The sequence below is a fragment of the Argonema antarcticum A004/B2 genome (assembly GCF_023333585.1).
Classification (GTDB): Bacteria; Cyanobacteriota; Cyanobacteriia; order Cyanobacteriales; family Aerosakkonemataceae; genus Argonema; species Argonema antarcticum.
The window spans coordinates 29,824-45,123 of record NZ_JAIQZN010000010.1; the positions used below are offsets into that span (position 1 = coordinate 29,824).

Here is a 15,300-nt window from a genome sequence, read left to right on the forward strand (position 1 = left end):
GCGAAGTATAGTTACAAATAGTGACGAGTGACGTTTTGATCCCCCCTTATTAAGGGGGATTTAGGGGTATCAAAAGCGGCTAAGGTCATAACTAGCAACTTGCGTTAGTAGTACTCAGCAGTATAGCACCCCATTGAAGAGAACAGATCGAGTTTAATTTGTGGCTTCAAAAATTATCTAAATTAGCTGATCAAAAGGTGCGTTAAACCAGCGCTAACGCACCCTCAAAAAATTAACTCCTATTCCCCAAATTATCGATCGGCATGGCGCTCATTTTTTCCAAATCCAACACTTTCGCCAATTCTTCTTCGTTCATCAACCCTTTTTCTAATACAATTTGCCGCAAAGATTTGCCAGTTTCCAAAGATTCCTTAGCAACGGCTGCTGCATTAAGATAGCCAATGTGGGTATTTAGTGCAGTGACGAGTGCTAAACTACCTTCAGCATAATCTCTACAACGTTGACTGTTGGCGGTAATTCCTTCCAGACATTGCTTGGTTAAGGCGGCTAAAGCATTGCCGAGAATTTCAATGCTATGAATTAGGTTATAGGCAATTAGGGGCATCATTACATTTAGTTCTAATTGTCCTGCTTGAGCGGCAAGTGCGATCGCAGCATCATACCCCATCACCTGAAAACAAACCATCGATGTCATCTCTGCCATCACCGGATTGTACTTTCCTGGCATAATCGAAGATCCGGGCTGTACTGGCGGCAATTGAATTTCCTTTAGACCAGTTTTTGGCCCAGAATCCATCAGCCGCAAATCGTGGGAAATTTTGACGCAATCTTGAGCTAAATTCCGCAAAGCACTGGAAACATACACGAATGGTGCCATACTCTGCATCGCCGCCATCATGTGGGGTGCGGGTTCCAAGGGTTGTTCGATTAACTGTCCGAGAATTTCGGCAACTTTGTAACGGTACTGGGGATGAGTATTCAGTCCGGTTCCCGCCGCACTACCGCCTAAACCCAGTAAAGTCAGGTCTCCAGAGGCTGTTTCTATCCTGATCGAGTGTTCTGTGAGAATCTGCGCCCAAGCGCGGAAATTCTCGCCCAGTCGCACTGGTACGGCGTCTTGTAGGTGGGTTCTGCCGGATTTGACGATATCTTGAAATTCTTCGGCTTTGTTGTCTAATGCGGCGATCGCATCCGATAAAGCTGGGAACAACGTCCTTTCCAATGCCAGCAAACCGCCGATGCGAATGGCTGTGGGAATGACATCATTAGTAGATTGCCCGTAATTAACGTGATCGTTGGGGCTGACGCGCTGGTAATTGCCTTTTTGATCTCCCAGCAATTCTAGCGCCCGATTTGCCAGCACTTCATTAATATTCATGTGGTGCGATGTTCCGGCACCTGCTTGGTAAATGTCCACCACAAACTGATCTCGGAATTTCCCCCCCAAAATTTCATCGCCAGCTTGAACAATTGCTTGACAAATGTCTTTAGGTATGCAGTCTAGTTCTCCGTTAGCGATCGCGGTCGCTTTCTTAATCAGCACGCAGGCATCAATGTATGTGGGTAAAGGCTTGATGCCGCTGATGGGGAAATTTTCTGTTGCCCGCAGGGTTTGGATTCCATAGTAGGCATCGACTGGAATTTGCCTAGAGCCCATTGAATCCTTTTCTATACGATAAGCCGCATTTGATTGTTCAGCCATATTAACTTTGTGCGTTCTTATAATAATTCTCCAAAACCGAAACCGTTCTCATAACGGTACGATCGGAGTTTTTGCGCCTAAAGGTGCAGTCAATTGAATTAAGCTGCTACGCATTTAATTTGTATGTTTAGCGGGAGTGGGAGAGTGGGGGAGTGGGGGAGTGGGAGAGGAATTGAAGGTTTGATTGCCGGATTAGAAATATCCGAATTAGATGCGTGTTAGCTTACCACAAACTCAACATCAAAGTCAATTGTCAATAAATCCTGCTCAATTACTCCTTTGAGGCCAAAAGATGATCTATTATTCTTCTGCCCCTCTTACCCCCTCCCCTCTTACCCCCTCCCCTCTGCCCCCTCCCCTCTTACCCCCTCCCCTCTTACCCCCTCCCCTCTGCCCCTGATGTATTCTTTAGGTGGGAAGAAAGTAAGAATTAGAGTTGGGTTGTTAGATCGTGTGATCTTTTTGGGAATCTTAAAGAAAAAGAAATCATTCTAAAGTCAGATGACAGATTATATGACCGATACCCCTAGTCTTGAAGCTGAATTCTTTTTCCATCATGGATTGCGCCTAACCGAGGTAAAGAATTATAAAGAGGCGATCGCCAATTTTGACAGCGCCCTAAAGTTCGATCCAGATTATCATAATGCCTTGTGTCAGCGGGGTTTAGCGCTAGGAAACTTAAGCCGCCACGAAGAAGCCCTAATCTGTTTTGACAAAGCGCTGGCGATTCGACAGGATACTGCCTGGGTTTGGCATAATCGGGGCATTGCCCTGGGTAAATTAGGTCGATCCGAAGAAGCGCTCAACAGCTTTGACCGCGCGATCGAGTTTAACCCGGATTCCTCCAATAGTTGGCACAATCGAGGCATTACTCTGAGCGACTGGGGTAAATATGAAAAAGCAGTGATCAGCTTTGAGCGAACCCTACAGTTGCAACCCGATGCCTACTGGGCATGGTACAACCGTGGCATTGCCCTGGGAAAGATCGGTCGCTACGAAGAAGCGCTCAACAGTTTCGATCGATCGATCGAGTTCAAGCCAGAAGCTTTTAATGCTTGGTACAACCGAGGCATTACCCTACAAGACTGGGGCTGTTATGAAAAGGCAGTTGCCAGTTTTAATAAAGTACTGGAAATCAAACCGGATTATAATCAAGCCTGGTATAACAGAGGCGTTGTGCTGTGGAAGTTAGGTCGGTACGAAGAAGCGATCGCTTCTTTCGACAAAACGTTTGAATTCCAACCCAACGACTACTTAGCTTGGCACAACCGAGGTGTCGCCCTACGCCAGGTGGGCCGCCTAGAAGAAGCGATCGCCAGTTACGATAAAGCCCTAGAATTTAAACCCAACGAACATAGAGCGTGGTATAACAAAGCTTGCTGTTATTCCCAGCAGGGCAATATTGAGCTAGCAATTGAAAGCTTGTCACAAGCTATTAATTTAAATCCCGACGTATATCGAGAAATGGCTCAAAAAGACTTGGATTTTGAGCTTATTCGAGAAGATGAACGGTTTCGAGCTTTAATGGAGTAACATCCGGCTCTTTTGGAGTTGCTATGCTTTTGTTCATTTAAGAACATTTTTATTTCTTTTCTCCTCTGCTCAAGAGTTCAAAAGCTTAAATAGCATAGTACGGAAGAGCCTTTTTCTATATTCCCCTCAAACTCCCCGTTGGTTAAAATTGGGCTAAAGTTTGGCATAGCGATGACGCTTAGGGAAGCTGTAAAAGATGAATCAGATGCTCATGAGTGGCGAAGACGAAATTTTAGACCTCAATCTAGATGGCTATTGGAACTGGTTCTCTCAAGGCCAGGATCTAGTGGATCGGGAGCTTTATGAAGAAGCGATCGCTTGTTTTGATAAAGCCCTCTACTTCCGACCGGATGACTACTGGGCCTGGTATAAACGTAGTAAGGCACTGCACGATGCGTGCCGCTACGAAGAGGCGATCGCCAGTTTCGACAAAACTCTGTCCATCCGACCGGATGACTGCTGGGCCTGGTATAAACGAGGATGCCTAGCCCTGGAAGATTTGGATGAATTTGAAGAAGCCATTGTCAGCTTCGATAAAGTCCTAGCAATCAAACCGACGGACTACTGGGGTTGGTTTTGGCGCGGTGAGGCTCTGCGTCACCTAAAACGCTACTCCGAAGCGATCGCTAGCTACGACAAAGCTTTAGTTGTTCGATCCCACGATTACTCGGCTTGGTCGCGGCGCGGGGATGCCCTGCGTCACCTGAAACGCTACACCGAATCCCTTGCTAGCTACGATCGAGCCCTCCAGGAACCAGAGTCAAACTACTGGGCTTGGTATAAGCGCGGAGATGTACTGCGTTACCTAAAACGCTACTCCGAAGCGATCGCCAGCTACGATCAAGTTTTGGCCTCTCAACCTCACGACGATTACGCCTGGTACAACAAAGCTTGCTGCTATGCCTTACTTGGCTATCAAGATTTGGCAATTGAAAGCCTCCAAAATGCAATCCGTCTGCATCCCGGCGAATATAAGACCCTAGCAAAAACCGATTCTGATTTTGCTCAACTCCGAAGTAACAAACGCTTTCAGGCTTTATTGCAGGGTTCGATTCATTGACCGAAAACCAAAAACGCCTCAACCCCCCGACTGAAAGTCGGGGGGTCAATCCAAAATCCAAAATCGATTGACCCCGCCCAGTGGAGCCCAGAGAAGCGCAAGCTGGAATTCACCAAAATCCTGCTACCCCAAGCCCCCGCTTCCGGGTTTAAAATTTTTTAGATTAGGGTGTTGACAGATTCAGAAATATTGGTTACTTTAATAAAGGTGCTAACGACGCGCAGCGGCGAATTACACGCCCCCATCGTCTAGAGGCCTAGGACACCTCCCTTTCACGGAGGCGACGGGGATTCGAATTCCCCTGGGGGTACTTCAAACAAAAGAGTAGGGTGGGCAATGCTCACCCTACTTTTTTGAGTATTTGTAGGAGATCCACATTTTCCACGATTGTCTGAGAGGCTTATCTTTCAGCTAGTTTGTCAAATTTTTCCTTAATAGCTAAATCAATCAAAGAACGCAGCAAAACCAAGAACCCTAGCCCTGAGAGCATAAAAGCTGCGATCGCACCACCTTGATATCCCCCGACAAGCAAAACCGCCCCAGCGAGCAAGGTAAAACCAGTCAAACAGGCATAAATGAGGCTTTTGATGGCTAGATTAATGCGTTTGATGATGCGATCGCTAGAGATCGATCGCACACTCACTTGCAGTTCACCTTCTTCAATACGCCTTTCTAAGCGTCGAATTAAAACTTCGGTTTTACTAGGCTGATTCAACTTATATTTGATCAAATCCCTTGTCTGTCTTGCCAGTTCTACAACCGTATTTCCTCGCCCTTTAGAGACAGCTATACTATTCACAAAAGGCTGAGCCGCAACCATTAAATTGTATTCAGGATCGAGCCCTCTAGCAATACCGTCCAGAGTCGTCAAAGACTTCAAAATGAATGTCATCTGTGCTGGCAAACGAAAAGGTTGCTGCTCAAACATCAGATACAATTCGTTCTTTATTTCACTAAAAGCTTGAAAATCTATTGGCTTTTCGGTAAACTTTTCTAAAAGAAAAGATATCAGCCGTCGCACCGGAGTCATATCCTGCACCGGCTCAATTAAACCCATTTTAATTAAAGTATCGAGTACCTCATCCGTATCCTTTCTTAAGACAGCAAAAAAGTTGCGAACCATCTGCTCTTTGGCAAGAGACTTCACCTCTGCCATCATGCCAAAGTCATAGAAAATCAGACTCCCGTCTGCCGGATTCACAGCTAGATTTCCCGGATGGGGATCGGCTTGAAAAAAACCATCCAGTAACAATTGCTTTAGGTAACAAGAAATACCGATTTGGTTAATTTTTTTAGGATCTAAGCCGCAGGCGACTATTGTTTGGAGATCGTCAACCTTAATACCCGGAACATATTCCACTGTCAAAACTTTCGTAGTGGTATAATCCCAATAAACTCTAGGTACAATAATGCCGGGATAATCCATAAAGTTATAGCGAAACCGTTCGGCATTTTTACCTTCTTGTACGTAATCAATCTCTTGATATAAAATTGTAAAAAATTCATGATAGATTGGCTCTAGATCGTACTTTCTTGTCCAAGCCAAATATCGCTGACAAAAACGCATGATTTTATAGACAGCCTTAACATCCACATCAAATAACTTTTGCAATCCGGGACGCTGGACTTTGACAACAACTTCTTCCCCAGTGTGGAGGCGTGCTTTATGTACCTGTCCCAAACTGGCAGCAGCAATAGGAATATGGTTGAAATCCCGAAACAAAGTATAGATAGGCTTGCCCAGTTCAGATTGTACTAGAGCGATCGCCACATCAGCACTAAATGCCGGGACATTATCTTGTAACTGCGCCAAAGCATCCACATACTCTGGGGGTAACAAATCCGCACGAGTAGACAAAGCCTGTCCAATTTTAATAAAAGTCGGCCCTAAATTAAGCAGAGTGCGAACTAACCACTGAGCCCGACGCTTTCTCTCTAATGATGAGTTATTAGCAAAGATGCCATCCCACCACAAATAAAACATGAATTTTCCTGACGCGGCAAAAACGTCTACCTGACGTGCCAGCGGGGAATATTTAGGCCGTTGCCAACGTAGTGGCTTAGGCGCAACACTTATGGACATAGTATAGCTAGGGGCTAGGGGCTAGGGGCTAGGGGAAGAAGGGGCTAGAATCAAGAGCTTCGGCGTGAACGCTCAGCTACGAGGTGAGCGCTCACGCCGAAGTCCGAACGGTTTGGTGGAATTAAGAACGTCCTAAATGACGAGAGCGGTTGCTATATGATTTTTGAGCGAGGATTTCAGATGAAGGAAAAGGAGAAGATTTTTGGTTAATACCTCGCCGATATAGTGGGCGAAACAAATCTGAAATCTGAAATCTGAAATTTGCAATTATCCTTGCATCTGGGGCAAAGTCAGGGTAAAGCAAGTTAACCACAACTGACTGTGGCTAATCTGGTTACTAGAAACAGTTATAGTGCCATTTAAGTGCTGTACCAAGCACTTTACCAGAGCCAGTCCCAAACCAGTGCCCTGAATTACTTGTTTGCTAACACCCTGACCACGATGAAACTTCTCAAAAATATGCTCTTGCTCTGCCAGTGGAATCCCAGGGCCGGTATTAGAAAGCGTTAAAACAATTTGAGGGTTTTGTGGATCGACTTCGTGAGTGGCGCACAAATGGACAGCAGTATTTAGATCGGAGTACTTGCCAGCATTAGTCAAGAGTTCTTGGAGGATGCGGTCAACACTGTCAAGGTCAGTTTGCAGCATTAAAGGGCGCTTAGGTAAATCCACTGTCAGGGTTAATCCCTTAGCCCCCCATTTTTTCTCAAACAACTCAGCTAAATCATCGATAATCTGCTTAAGGTCTATTTTTTGGAGAAGTAGGGGAGATTTGTTGGATTCCAGCTGTTGCAGAGCAAGTATATCGTCGATCAGATTGATTTCTTTGGTACACTGCTCATCCAATATTTCCAGATACTTAGCTTGACGCTCGGCGGACTGTCCCGGTTGACGTAACATATGAATCGCCATTTTCATGCTCGCCAAGGGGTTTCGCAGCTGGTCGTTCATTGTGGCGATGAACTCATCCTTGATCTGATCTAACTGGCGCAGTTGCTCAACTTGTTGGCGAGTTTTTTCGTACAACTTAGCCTGTAGTTTGAGAATAGATTGTAGTTGATACGTGCGCTCGTCTACCAAGGCTGAAGTTTGCCGCAATGTTTGGAACTGGAGAATGGCAGTACTCATCTGGGCGCTTACCAATTCTACCAGTGCCAATTCCTCACTCAACCAGGGACGAGGCTGAAGTTGCTGTAGTGCTAAGAACCCAAGTACGGTATCTTGGCTTTCCAGGGGCACCAGCAGGAGGGCAGACATGGCGTTGAAATCAAAAATTGAGGCGATCTCAGCGATCGGATCGCCGCTAGGAATGCTGTGTTTGTCGGCGATCGCAATCAGGCGGGGAGCATTTGTAAAAGCATCCTGGCACAAACCGCATTTCGACAAACAAAACGACTGGTTTAACTGAGTCGCAGCATTTTGATTGCCGTCTGATGGGGAGGCTGTGGGCCATTCGCACACAACAGTTACTTCTGTTGCTTTGGGAATGCGCTTTTGGGAATCCCTTTTTAGGATGGGTTCTGTGTATTTCAACAGCAAGATCAGGCCCCGATCGACCTGAAGGGTTCGCGCCGTGCCATCTATTGCCAGCTTGAGAATCTGCTCTAGTTCCGTACAGCTACGGATAGCCATTGTCAACTGGTTAAGCAGAGCTTGGTGCCCAGATGAAGCGAGTACTTGTCTCTGAAGTTGAACTTGTGAGATTGCCATTGCGATTGAGTCTGACACGGTTTGGAGTCTTTCTTGTTCTGATGCGTTCCAACAGTGGGCTAGTGAGTGCATGATGGCAACTACTCCGTTTACATGACCTTGAAACTGAGTTTTGATTGCCAAAACAGCCTGTACCGGCAAATCTTCGCTATTATTGACCTGCTCTAGGGCGGTTTCTGCACCCAGATCGGCGATCGCGATCGGGTCAGGACTTGCCAGTATTGCAGCTATATTTAGATGTCCCAGCAGAGGACTTGGGTGCTGGGTTAATGGTGCTTGAACTGTGTTGGGATACCAATAAGCCGTCTGAATCGTGGCCCGATCGCTACCCATAACAGCAATTACGCAATATTCAACCTCAAAAGCTTTTCCCAAAGCTGCGGCGATTTCTGGCAGCACTATTTCCGGATCGGAGCTATTGAGTACAATCTGGGTAATTTGTGGTTCTAAATTGGTGCGATCGACCTGATTTTGGTTTAATTGAGTGGGCTCGCTCCACTTGGGCGCAATGGAAGCAGGACTTGAGGATACAGCAGTGAGAGTCTCTTCTCTTGCCTCTAGCTTCAAAGCTACGTCGCGCTTTCGATTTACCGCCAGTGTTTTTTTGTCCTGCGAGTCTTTCATCAACGACAAAGCCCCTATTTGTGGAAAGCGATCGCCCGCCTGTATTACTCTGCTGTCAACCAGGGTTCTGGTTGTCAGTTAAATAGATTGATGATGCAGTTCGCCTGTGATTTTTAGGAATATGGTTACCCAAAATTCAGCTAGCTTAACGCTTTAGCTCGATCGGCAGCCATCAATCTAATTAGAACTGGGACTAGCTTATCCTTATCTAAGACAGGGTGGCATCCGTGATCTTTCTACAATCTTCTTAACGTAAATACTGAGGGTTCCTCACCTCATGGGGGTACTAGGAGCGCCTTTTTTGCAGTTGCCGCAGCGCTGACTCGCTATTTTTGCGATAAACTGACTTCCGGTTCAGTGCTGTCTGGTAGCGGCGATCGGTTGCTGGCACTTGACCCATCATATCCGAAGCCTGTTGCCAACGATTAGCTATCTCTAACCACTGTGCCCTAGTTTGCGCTTTTTTACCATCTACAGAAGCTTGCTCAGCTAGTCGCACAGCGGCGGCAAAGGGGTCTCCTGAGACATTGGGGCTATTTGTCTGGTTAGCGACACTGAGGGTCTGCTGGTTTGGGGATAAGTTTGTTGAAGACTCTGGTTTTGTTGCTTGTGTCCGATCGCCCTGTTTTGGAGCTAAAGCTTTATATGCAGCCCAGCCACCCAGCAATAGAGCCCCGCTCATCAGGATTCCGCCCAGCATTCCCCGCCGCAATTGCCTTCGATCGCGCTCAAACGGAGAAGATGGTTTGAGTTGAGATGGCTTTACGCTTTTACTGTTACGTTCCCTCATGTCTGTTGCCAGACGCTTGAAGGGATTGCGCCTAGTCAAGGTAATTTCTTCAAACCAAAGCAGGTGATTTTCTGGATCGCGACTAATTTCCTCCAGCCACAGGGACTGCTGCTCTCGAACTATTCGACAGTTAATTTTGACGCGCCGAATATTGCTTGGCCTAATTGTCTCTAAAATCTCCCGAATTCGCGGTACCAAGGTTGTTTGCTCGATCTGCTCGACGCTCTCAGCTTCGCACAACATTTCCAATACGCCATTTTCGCGTATTGCTCTGGTTCTGACGCCACTGGAAGCCAGCTGTTCGTTCAGTAATTGAATAATCGCCGCAACGCTCCCTTGGCGAGCTTGTCTTGCGATTTCATCTGTCGGATCTACCATTTTGGGTTGCCAAATTGCTTTATAGCCGATCCTGAAGTTTTGCTTAAATCTTTAATTTAAACTATCAGCTGACTATTCAGGATATTTTATGCACGAATCTAGTAAAATATCTACCTTAATTGTGCGCTGGATTACCAAGTCAAGAGGGGCAGAGGAGAAAAAAGAATTATAGATAATCTTCTGGCCCGAAGGGAGTAATACCAAATCCGGGTTAGCTACTCCCTTTTTCGGCCTCAATGTTGTTCCTTCTCCCCCACTCTCTCCAAGAATGGGGGGTAGTAAACCCTGACTGTTTCTCAACCGATATATGCTTTACTGTGAAACTAGGAAAGTTATTAGGTGCAGCAAGTAATGGGCAGAAACGTTGAAGTGCTAGCCTCTGGTGCGGCCTCGATCGCGCGATCGCTCCAACTTGTCCTAGAGAAAATTAATACAGCCACTTGCGATCGCGGTCAGTGTACAATCGTCCTCGCTGGCGGTAGCACACCCAAAGCACTGTATGAAGCGATCGCAAAAGAAAACCTGCCTTGGGAAAAAATTCACGTATTTTGGGGTGATGAACGTTACGTGCCCCAGTCGCATCCTGACAGCAATCAAGGGATGGCTCGTCGAGCTTGGTTGGATAAAGTTGATATTCCAGCTGGCAACATCCATCCAATGCCCACCGATGCTGGCGACCCAGCGCTTGACGCCCAGAAGTACGAAGCCGAACTGGAGGAGTTTTTTAAGACCGGGGCAGGAGAATTTCCAGTTTTTGACATTGTTTTACTGGGAATGGGTGATGATGGACATACAGCTTCCCTGTTTCCACATACAGAAGCGTTGCAAGTTCGCGATCGCTTTGTCGCAGTCGGTAACAAAGATGGTCAACCCCGCCTTACCCTTACCGTACCACTGATTAACCAAGCCCGCTGTGTCATATTCATTGCTCTAGGTGCTAATAAACAATCTGCGTTGGCTCAGGTTTTCGCCCCTGTAGCTGATGAAATGACCTACCCATCTCGGCTCATCAGACCCCAAGGAGAACTTTGGTGGCTACTAGATGAGTCTGCCGGTAGAAATCTAGCCCTGGCGGCCTCAAAGTCCCCAGAAAATTATTAAGATGCGATCGGGTAGCATCTCTCTCTCTCCAGAACTCATCTACGACGATCTCGACGGAAGATAAAACTTCATGATTGTTTGCCCAAACTGCAATCACCAAAATCCCGACGGAGCTGTTCAGTGCGAAGCCTGTTACACACCGTTACCGACCACAACTAATTGCCCTAACTGCGGTACATCAGTCCAGACCGACGCCAGCTTCTGCGGCCAGTGTGGCTTTAACTTGCAGGAAGCAACTGGTGTTAAAGGTGAAGAACAAACAGCTGCACCTGCTACTGTGACGGTTGCACCAACACAGCAAGTATCTGTGCCAGACTTGATACCACCTGAACCCTTGATTGAACCATTACCTTTGGCCAGTAGTTCTCAAGTGTCTGTTCCAGAAAATCCTAGCGTCCAACCGGGAGTCCCTGAGTCTCCATCGCCGCCTAGCGTTAACAGCGTATATGCTCAGGCTCCAAGCCCCAGCGTTACCCCAGCATCGCCCACCGCAGGAGTCAGCTCTCAAACTCGATTGCAGCAGCACACGGCAAAGCTTCTGCACCTCCAAACCAAGACGGAAATCGAGCTGCCTCAAAATCTATCGATTATTCATATAGGCAAGCCCAACGATCAGATTCCGCCAGATATTGACGTTTCGGGTTTTCCCAATTCGGAGGTGGTTTCCCGTGTCCACGCCGATATTAGGGTAGAAGGAGATGCCTATTATATTGAAGATATCGGGAGTTCAAACGGCACTTACATTAACCACACAGCCCTGCCAAAGGGGAACCGGCACCGATTGCGTCCGGGCGATCGCATTGCCCTGGGTAAAGGAGACCTGGTTACATTCTTGTTTCAGATTTCTTAGTCGATTTTACTTAAGCTGCTGGTAAATACTCCCCTTGTGGGCAGTAAAATGCCAAAATCCTGGCCTACTTACATCCAAAATCAATTGACGCTGCCAATGTGATTACCCTAAACCTGCTACATCCACTTCAGTCCATACCGATTCAAAGTTGGACTTTCGATCAAGAATCGGTGATTCGGATTGGGCGAGCTACTGATAACGATGTCATCCTTTATAGTGCCGTAGTTTCGCGGCACCACGTAGAGCTGCGCCGTCATGGTTGTAACTGGGAAATTGTTAATTTAGGTGCCAATGGTACCTATGTGGAAGGTAAACGCATCAATGAAGCCCCTATCCGAGATGGAGCCATGATTCGTTTAGCTCGCTCTGGCCCTCAAATCCAAATTTTACTGGGAACATCCAGCGTCAAGGATGGGCAAAAAATAATTCCTCCCAAACAATCCTCCGCCGAGCCGAAACCTGATAAATCAAGAGACACTTTAATCCATCCCAAATCCGAAGATCGAGATGAGGTCACCCAACTCGATACCTGATTTTCACAGGGATGAAGCGCGATTTGGAATTAACTGCATGAAAACTCTGTTAGCTCGAACAGGTAAAACATTGGCAGCGGTCAATGAGGCGAACAATGATTTGACCAAGTTTATAGACCTGTGCAGTATAACAGCATACAATTGACTGCATTAATGCTGTGATGTAGAAATCATCACACAATTTAATCGCTATGCACCTCAACGGCCAACCTGTCTATTCGCTAGCCCTCAAAAATGCCATCAACCCTCACACCCTGTCCGTCCCTCCCGATACTCCTCTAATAGAGGTTCTGCATCTAATGGCGCAGGTGAGAAGCAGTTGTCCATTGCCGGGTGAAAATCCGTTGCTGGAAGTTGAGGAAACTAGCGAATCTTTCCAAGAGAGGTTAAAACGAGCCAGCTGTGTTTTAGCGATCGAAGGGTTAGAGTTAGTCGGCATATTTACAGAACGGGATATCGTTAGGCTGACCGCTGGCGGAATGGACTTAAAAACGCTGAAGGTGGCCGATGTAATGAGCCATCCAGTGATTACTCTGAGCCAATCCGATTCTTACGATATATTCAATGCGCTATCAATCTTTCGTCAGCATCGCATTCGTCACCTGCCAATTTTAGACGGGTCAGGTCAGATCGTAGGGATACTGACGCCGGGAAGCATTCGTGCATCGATGCAACCTGCCAATCTCCTGACTCGATTGTGGTCTGTAGCAGACGTGATGTCAGCTCAAGTCATTCATGCGCCAATGACTGCATCTGTGCTGAATTTAGCTCAGTTGATGGCAGAGTATCGAGTTAGCTGCGTGGTGATTGCCAGGATGGAAGAAAAAGAGCTGAGGACTGAGGAAAAGGCAATTCAGGACTCGGTATTGAGCGATCGGGATTCAGGAAAAAGTCTCAGACGAGACCATTTCCTGAAACCTGTAGGGATTGTCACTGAGGGAGATGTGGTGAAGTTTCAGGCGCTAGAGCTGAACTTATCGAAGTTGCAGGCCCAAGAAGTAATGAGTACTCCGTTATTTTGTTTGGGGCCTGATGAATCGCTTTGGGTCGCCCACCAGGAGATGCAGCGGCGGCACGTGCGGCGCTTGGTTGTGGTGGGTTATCAGGGGGAATTGCTGGGTGTTGTGTCCCAAACCAGCCTGCTGCAAGTGCTAGATCCAACGGAAATGTACGGTGTTATTGAGGCGTTACAGCAAGCGGTAGACGATCGCACGACGGAATTAAGAACCGCTAATCAGCAATTGCAGAAGGAGATTGCTTATCGTGTCAAGGCGGAGGAGGAACTGCAAAAAGCTCACGACGACTTAAAAATACAGGTTGACAAACGAACTGCCGAATTACAAGCAGCTAATTTGCTTCTCAAAGAGGACATCGCCAAGCGCCAGCAGGTAGAGGAAGCATTACGGCAATCGGAAGCGCAATTAAGAGAACAAGCGAATCAGCTGGAATTTGCGCTCCACGAATTACAACGCACTCAAACCCAACTGATTCAGACTGAAAAGATGTCCAGTCTGGGACAGCTGGTTGCTGGTGTGGCTCACGAAATTAATAATCCGGTCAGCTTCATCCACGGTAATCTACCCTATGCCAGTCAATATGTCCGAGATTTGCTGCACTTGGTTAACCTCTACCAGCAACACTATACCCAGCCGATTCCGGCAATTAAAGCGCAGGCTGACGCGATCGATCTTAATTTTTTGCTGGAAGATTTGCCTAAGTTGTTGGCTTCGATGCAGTTGGGGGTAGAACGCATCCGCCAGATTGTTTTGTCCCTGCGGAACTTCTCGCGGCTGGATCAGGCCCAGATGAAGCCGGTTGACCTTCACGAGGGAATTGATAGCACTCTGCTGATCTTGCAGAATCGACTCAAGCCAATGGCAGGACATCCGGGTATTTTGGTGATTAAGGAGTACGGCGACCTACCACCTGTGAACTGTTATCCTGGGCAGCTAAACCAGGTGTTTATGAATATATTAAGTAATGCTGTTGACGCTTTGGATGAGAGCGAAAGGCTTAAGGACTCACAAAACATTCCCCAGTCAGGGAGTGAAGTCGAACAGCGTGTCGGTACGATCCGAATTCGCACTGAAGTGCTAAACGGCGATTGGGTGACGATCCGGTTTGCCGACAACGGGCCGGGAATGACGGAGGCAGTACTTAAGAAATTGTTCGATCCTTTTTATACAACGAAGCCACCAGGTAAAGGTACTGGTTTAGGCTTGTCTATTAGCTATCAGATTGTGGTTGAAAAACACGGAGGTCACTTGAAGTGTTTTTCAGTACCAGGACAGGGAACTGAGTTTGCGATCGAAATTCCAACCCAGCGGGTAAATAAATAAGCTTCGAGCCAATAGTTAATGGGAATTTGCCAATTTCTGACGCTCACACCTGACTCTGTTAGCGATCGCCGAACCAGAGGAATTGCCGGTAGTTTTTTTAATTGATATGCTAAAGGTGAGCGACTAGCGATCGTAACAGTTATACACATAAATATTTTCAGATCTAATAGCTGTGATTACCCTAACTCTACTCCATCCTAGCCAGTCCACTCCCGTTCAAAGTTGGACTTTCGGGCCTGAATCAGTAATTCGGATTGGTCGGTCAAAAGATAATGACATCATAATTTTCAGTTCTGTAGTCTCACGCAATCATGTTGAGTTATGGAACAATGGTACTGAGTGGGAAATAATTAATTTTGGGGCTAATGGAACTTATGTGGATAATGAACCGATCGCTCAGCGTCAGGTGGTAGATGGGATGATATTTCGTATGGGGAGTTCTGGGCCAAAAATTCAAATTTTGCTGGACAAAGGAGACCCAGATGCAGTAATAAAGAAGCAAGTGGAAAATGGATCGCCAGATGCAAATACAGAACAAGTATTCAAAGAATCAGAGACTTACCTAACAAGTCGCAGAGTAAAAAGCATAGATGAAGATTCGTAAACCGATACTCAGGGTCTATCTGTCTTTAAAAT

Annotated in this window: 11 protein-coding genes and 1 tRNA gene; 8 read left to right on the plus strand and 4 right to left on the minus strand. The window is 46.7% G+C overall.

Annotated features, from left to right (window positions below; all coding sequences use genetic code 11):
* Positions 1-232: 232 nt before the first annotated feature.
* Positions 233-1,663 (minus strand): aspartate ammonia-lyase, encoded by a 1,431-nt coding sequence (locus LAY57_RS06590; protein ID WP_249065533.1) that lies wholly within the window; start codon positions 1,661-1,663, stop codon positions 233-235.
* Between the two features lie 501 nt (positions 1,664-2,164).
* Between LAY57_RS06590 and LAY57_RS06595 the strand changes: the two genes are divergently transcribed.
* The 3 genes from LAY57_RS06595 (at position 2,165) to LAY57_RS06605 (ending at position 4,566) form a co-directional block, all read left to right on the plus strand.
* Entirely contained in the window at positions 2,165-3,196 is a 1,032-nt protein-coding gene (locus LAY57_RS06595; RefSeq protein WP_249065534.1) for a tetratricopeptide repeat protein, read from the plus strand.
* 196 nt (positions 3,197-3,392) lie between these two features.
* Positions 3,393-4,256 (plus strand): tetratricopeptide repeat protein, encoded by an 864-nt coding sequence (locus LAY57_RS06600; protein WP_249065535.1) that lies wholly within the window; start codon positions 3,393-3,395, stop codon positions 4,254-4,256.
* Between the two features lie 237 nt (positions 4,257-4,493).
* A tRNA-Glu gene (locus LAY57_RS06605) sits at positions 4,494-4,566 on the plus strand.
* A 90-nt stretch (positions 4,567-4,656) separates the two neighbouring features.
* On the opposite strand, the gene LAY57_RS06610 is transcribed toward LAY57_RS06605, so the two are convergent.
* The 3 genes from LAY57_RS06610 to LAY57_RS06620 form a co-directional block, all read right to left on the minus strand.
* Positions 4,657-6,339 carry an ABC1 kinase family protein gene (locus LAY57_RS06610; RefSeq protein ID WP_249065536.1) on the minus strand — a complete coding sequence of 561 codons (1,683 nt, stop codon included), beginning with the start codon at positions 6,337-6,339 and terminating at the stop codon, positions 4,657-4,659.
* Positions 6,340-6,606: 267 nt separating this feature from the next.
* Positions 6,607-8,673, minus strand: a complete 2,067-nt coding sequence (locus tag LAY57_RS06615; protein ID WP_249065537.1) for a GAF domain-containing sensor histidine kinase — start codon at positions 8,671-8,673, stop codon at positions 6,607-6,609.
* A gap of 286 nt (positions 8,674-8,959) precedes the next feature.
* Positions 8,960-9,841 carry a hypothetical protein gene (locus tag LAY57_RS06620; RefSeq protein WP_249065538.1) on the minus strand — a complete coding sequence of 294 codons (882 nt, stop codon included), beginning with the start codon at positions 9,839-9,841 and terminating at the stop codon, positions 8,960-8,962.
* A gap of 351 nt (positions 9,842-10,192) precedes the next feature.
* On the opposite strand from LAY57_RS06620, the gene pgl reads away from it, so the two are divergent.
* The 5 genes from pgl to LAY57_RS06645 all read left to right on the plus strand — a co-directional run bounded on the left by pgl (position 10,193) and on the right by LAY57_RS06645 (position 15,268).
* The gene (gene pgl / locus LAY57_RS06625; RefSeq protein WP_249065637.1) at positions 10,193-10,942 is read left to right on the plus strand and encodes a 6-phosphogluconolactonase; all 750 of its coding nucleotides are present in this window, start codon (positions 10,193-10,195) and stop codon (positions 10,940-10,942) included.
* Positions 10,943-11,012: 70 nt separating this feature from the next.
* On the plus strand, positions 11,013-11,792 hold the full coding sequence (locus LAY57_RS06630; protein ID WP_249065539.1) for a double zinc ribbon and FHA domain-containing protein: 780 nt from the start codon (positions 11,013-11,015) through the stop codon (positions 11,790-11,792).
* A 98-nt stretch (positions 11,793-11,890) separates the two neighbouring features.
* Positions 11,891-12,325, plus strand: coding sequence for an FHA domain-containing protein (locus LAY57_RS06635; RefSeq protein WP_249065540.1), 435 nt, complete (start codon positions 11,891-11,893; stop codon positions 12,323-12,325).
* A 191-nt stretch (positions 12,326-12,516) separates the two neighbouring features.
* Complete coding sequence (locus LAY57_RS06640; RefSeq protein ID WP_249065541.1) at positions 12,517-14,664, plus strand: CBS domain-containing protein; 2,148 nt, start codon at positions 12,517-12,519, stop codon at positions 14,662-14,664.
* A 172-nt stretch (positions 14,665-14,836) separates the two neighbouring features.
* A complete protein-coding gene (locus tag LAY57_RS06645) occupies positions 14,837-15,268 on the plus strand; it encodes an FHA domain-containing protein (protein WP_249065542.1) in 432 nt (143 codons plus the stop codon).
* Positions 15,269-15,300: the final 32 nt, after the last annotated feature.

Coding starts and splice junctions, on each gene's coding strand:
- LAY57_RS06620 (WP_249065538.1), bottom strand. CDS start 9,841: ATGGTAGATCCGACAGATGAAATCGCAAGACAAGCTCGCCAAGGGAGC.
- LAY57_RS06615 (WP_249065537.1), bottom strand. CDS start 8,673: ATGAAAGACTCGCAGGACAAAAAAACACTGGCGGTAAATCGAAAGCGC.
- LAY57_RS06600 (WP_249065535.1), top strand. CDS start 3,393: ATGAATCAGATGCTCATGAGTGGCGAAGACGAAATTTTAGACCTCAAT.
- LAY57_RS06590 (WP_249065533.1), bottom strand. CDS start 1,663: ATGGCTGAACAATCAAATGCGGCTTATCGTATAGAAAAGGATTCAATG.
- LAY57_RS06630 (WP_249065539.1), top strand. CDS start 11,013: ATGATTGTTTGCCCAAACTGCAATCACCAAAATCCCGACGGAGCTGTT.
- pgl (WP_249065637.1), top strand. CDS start 10,193: ATGGGCAGAAACGTTGAAGTGCTAGCCTCTGGTGCGGCCTCGATCGCG.
- LAY57_RS06595 (WP_249065534.1), top strand. CDS start 2,165: ATGACAGATTATATGACCGATACCCCTAGTCTTGAAGCTGAATTCTTT.
- LAY57_RS06640 (WP_249065541.1), top strand. CDS start 12,517: ATGCACCTCAACGGCCAACCTGTCTATTCGCTAGCCCTCAAAAATGCC.
- LAY57_RS06610 (WP_249065536.1), bottom strand. CDS start 6,339: ATGTCCATAAGTGTTGCGCCTAAGCCACTACGTTGGCAACGGCCTAAA.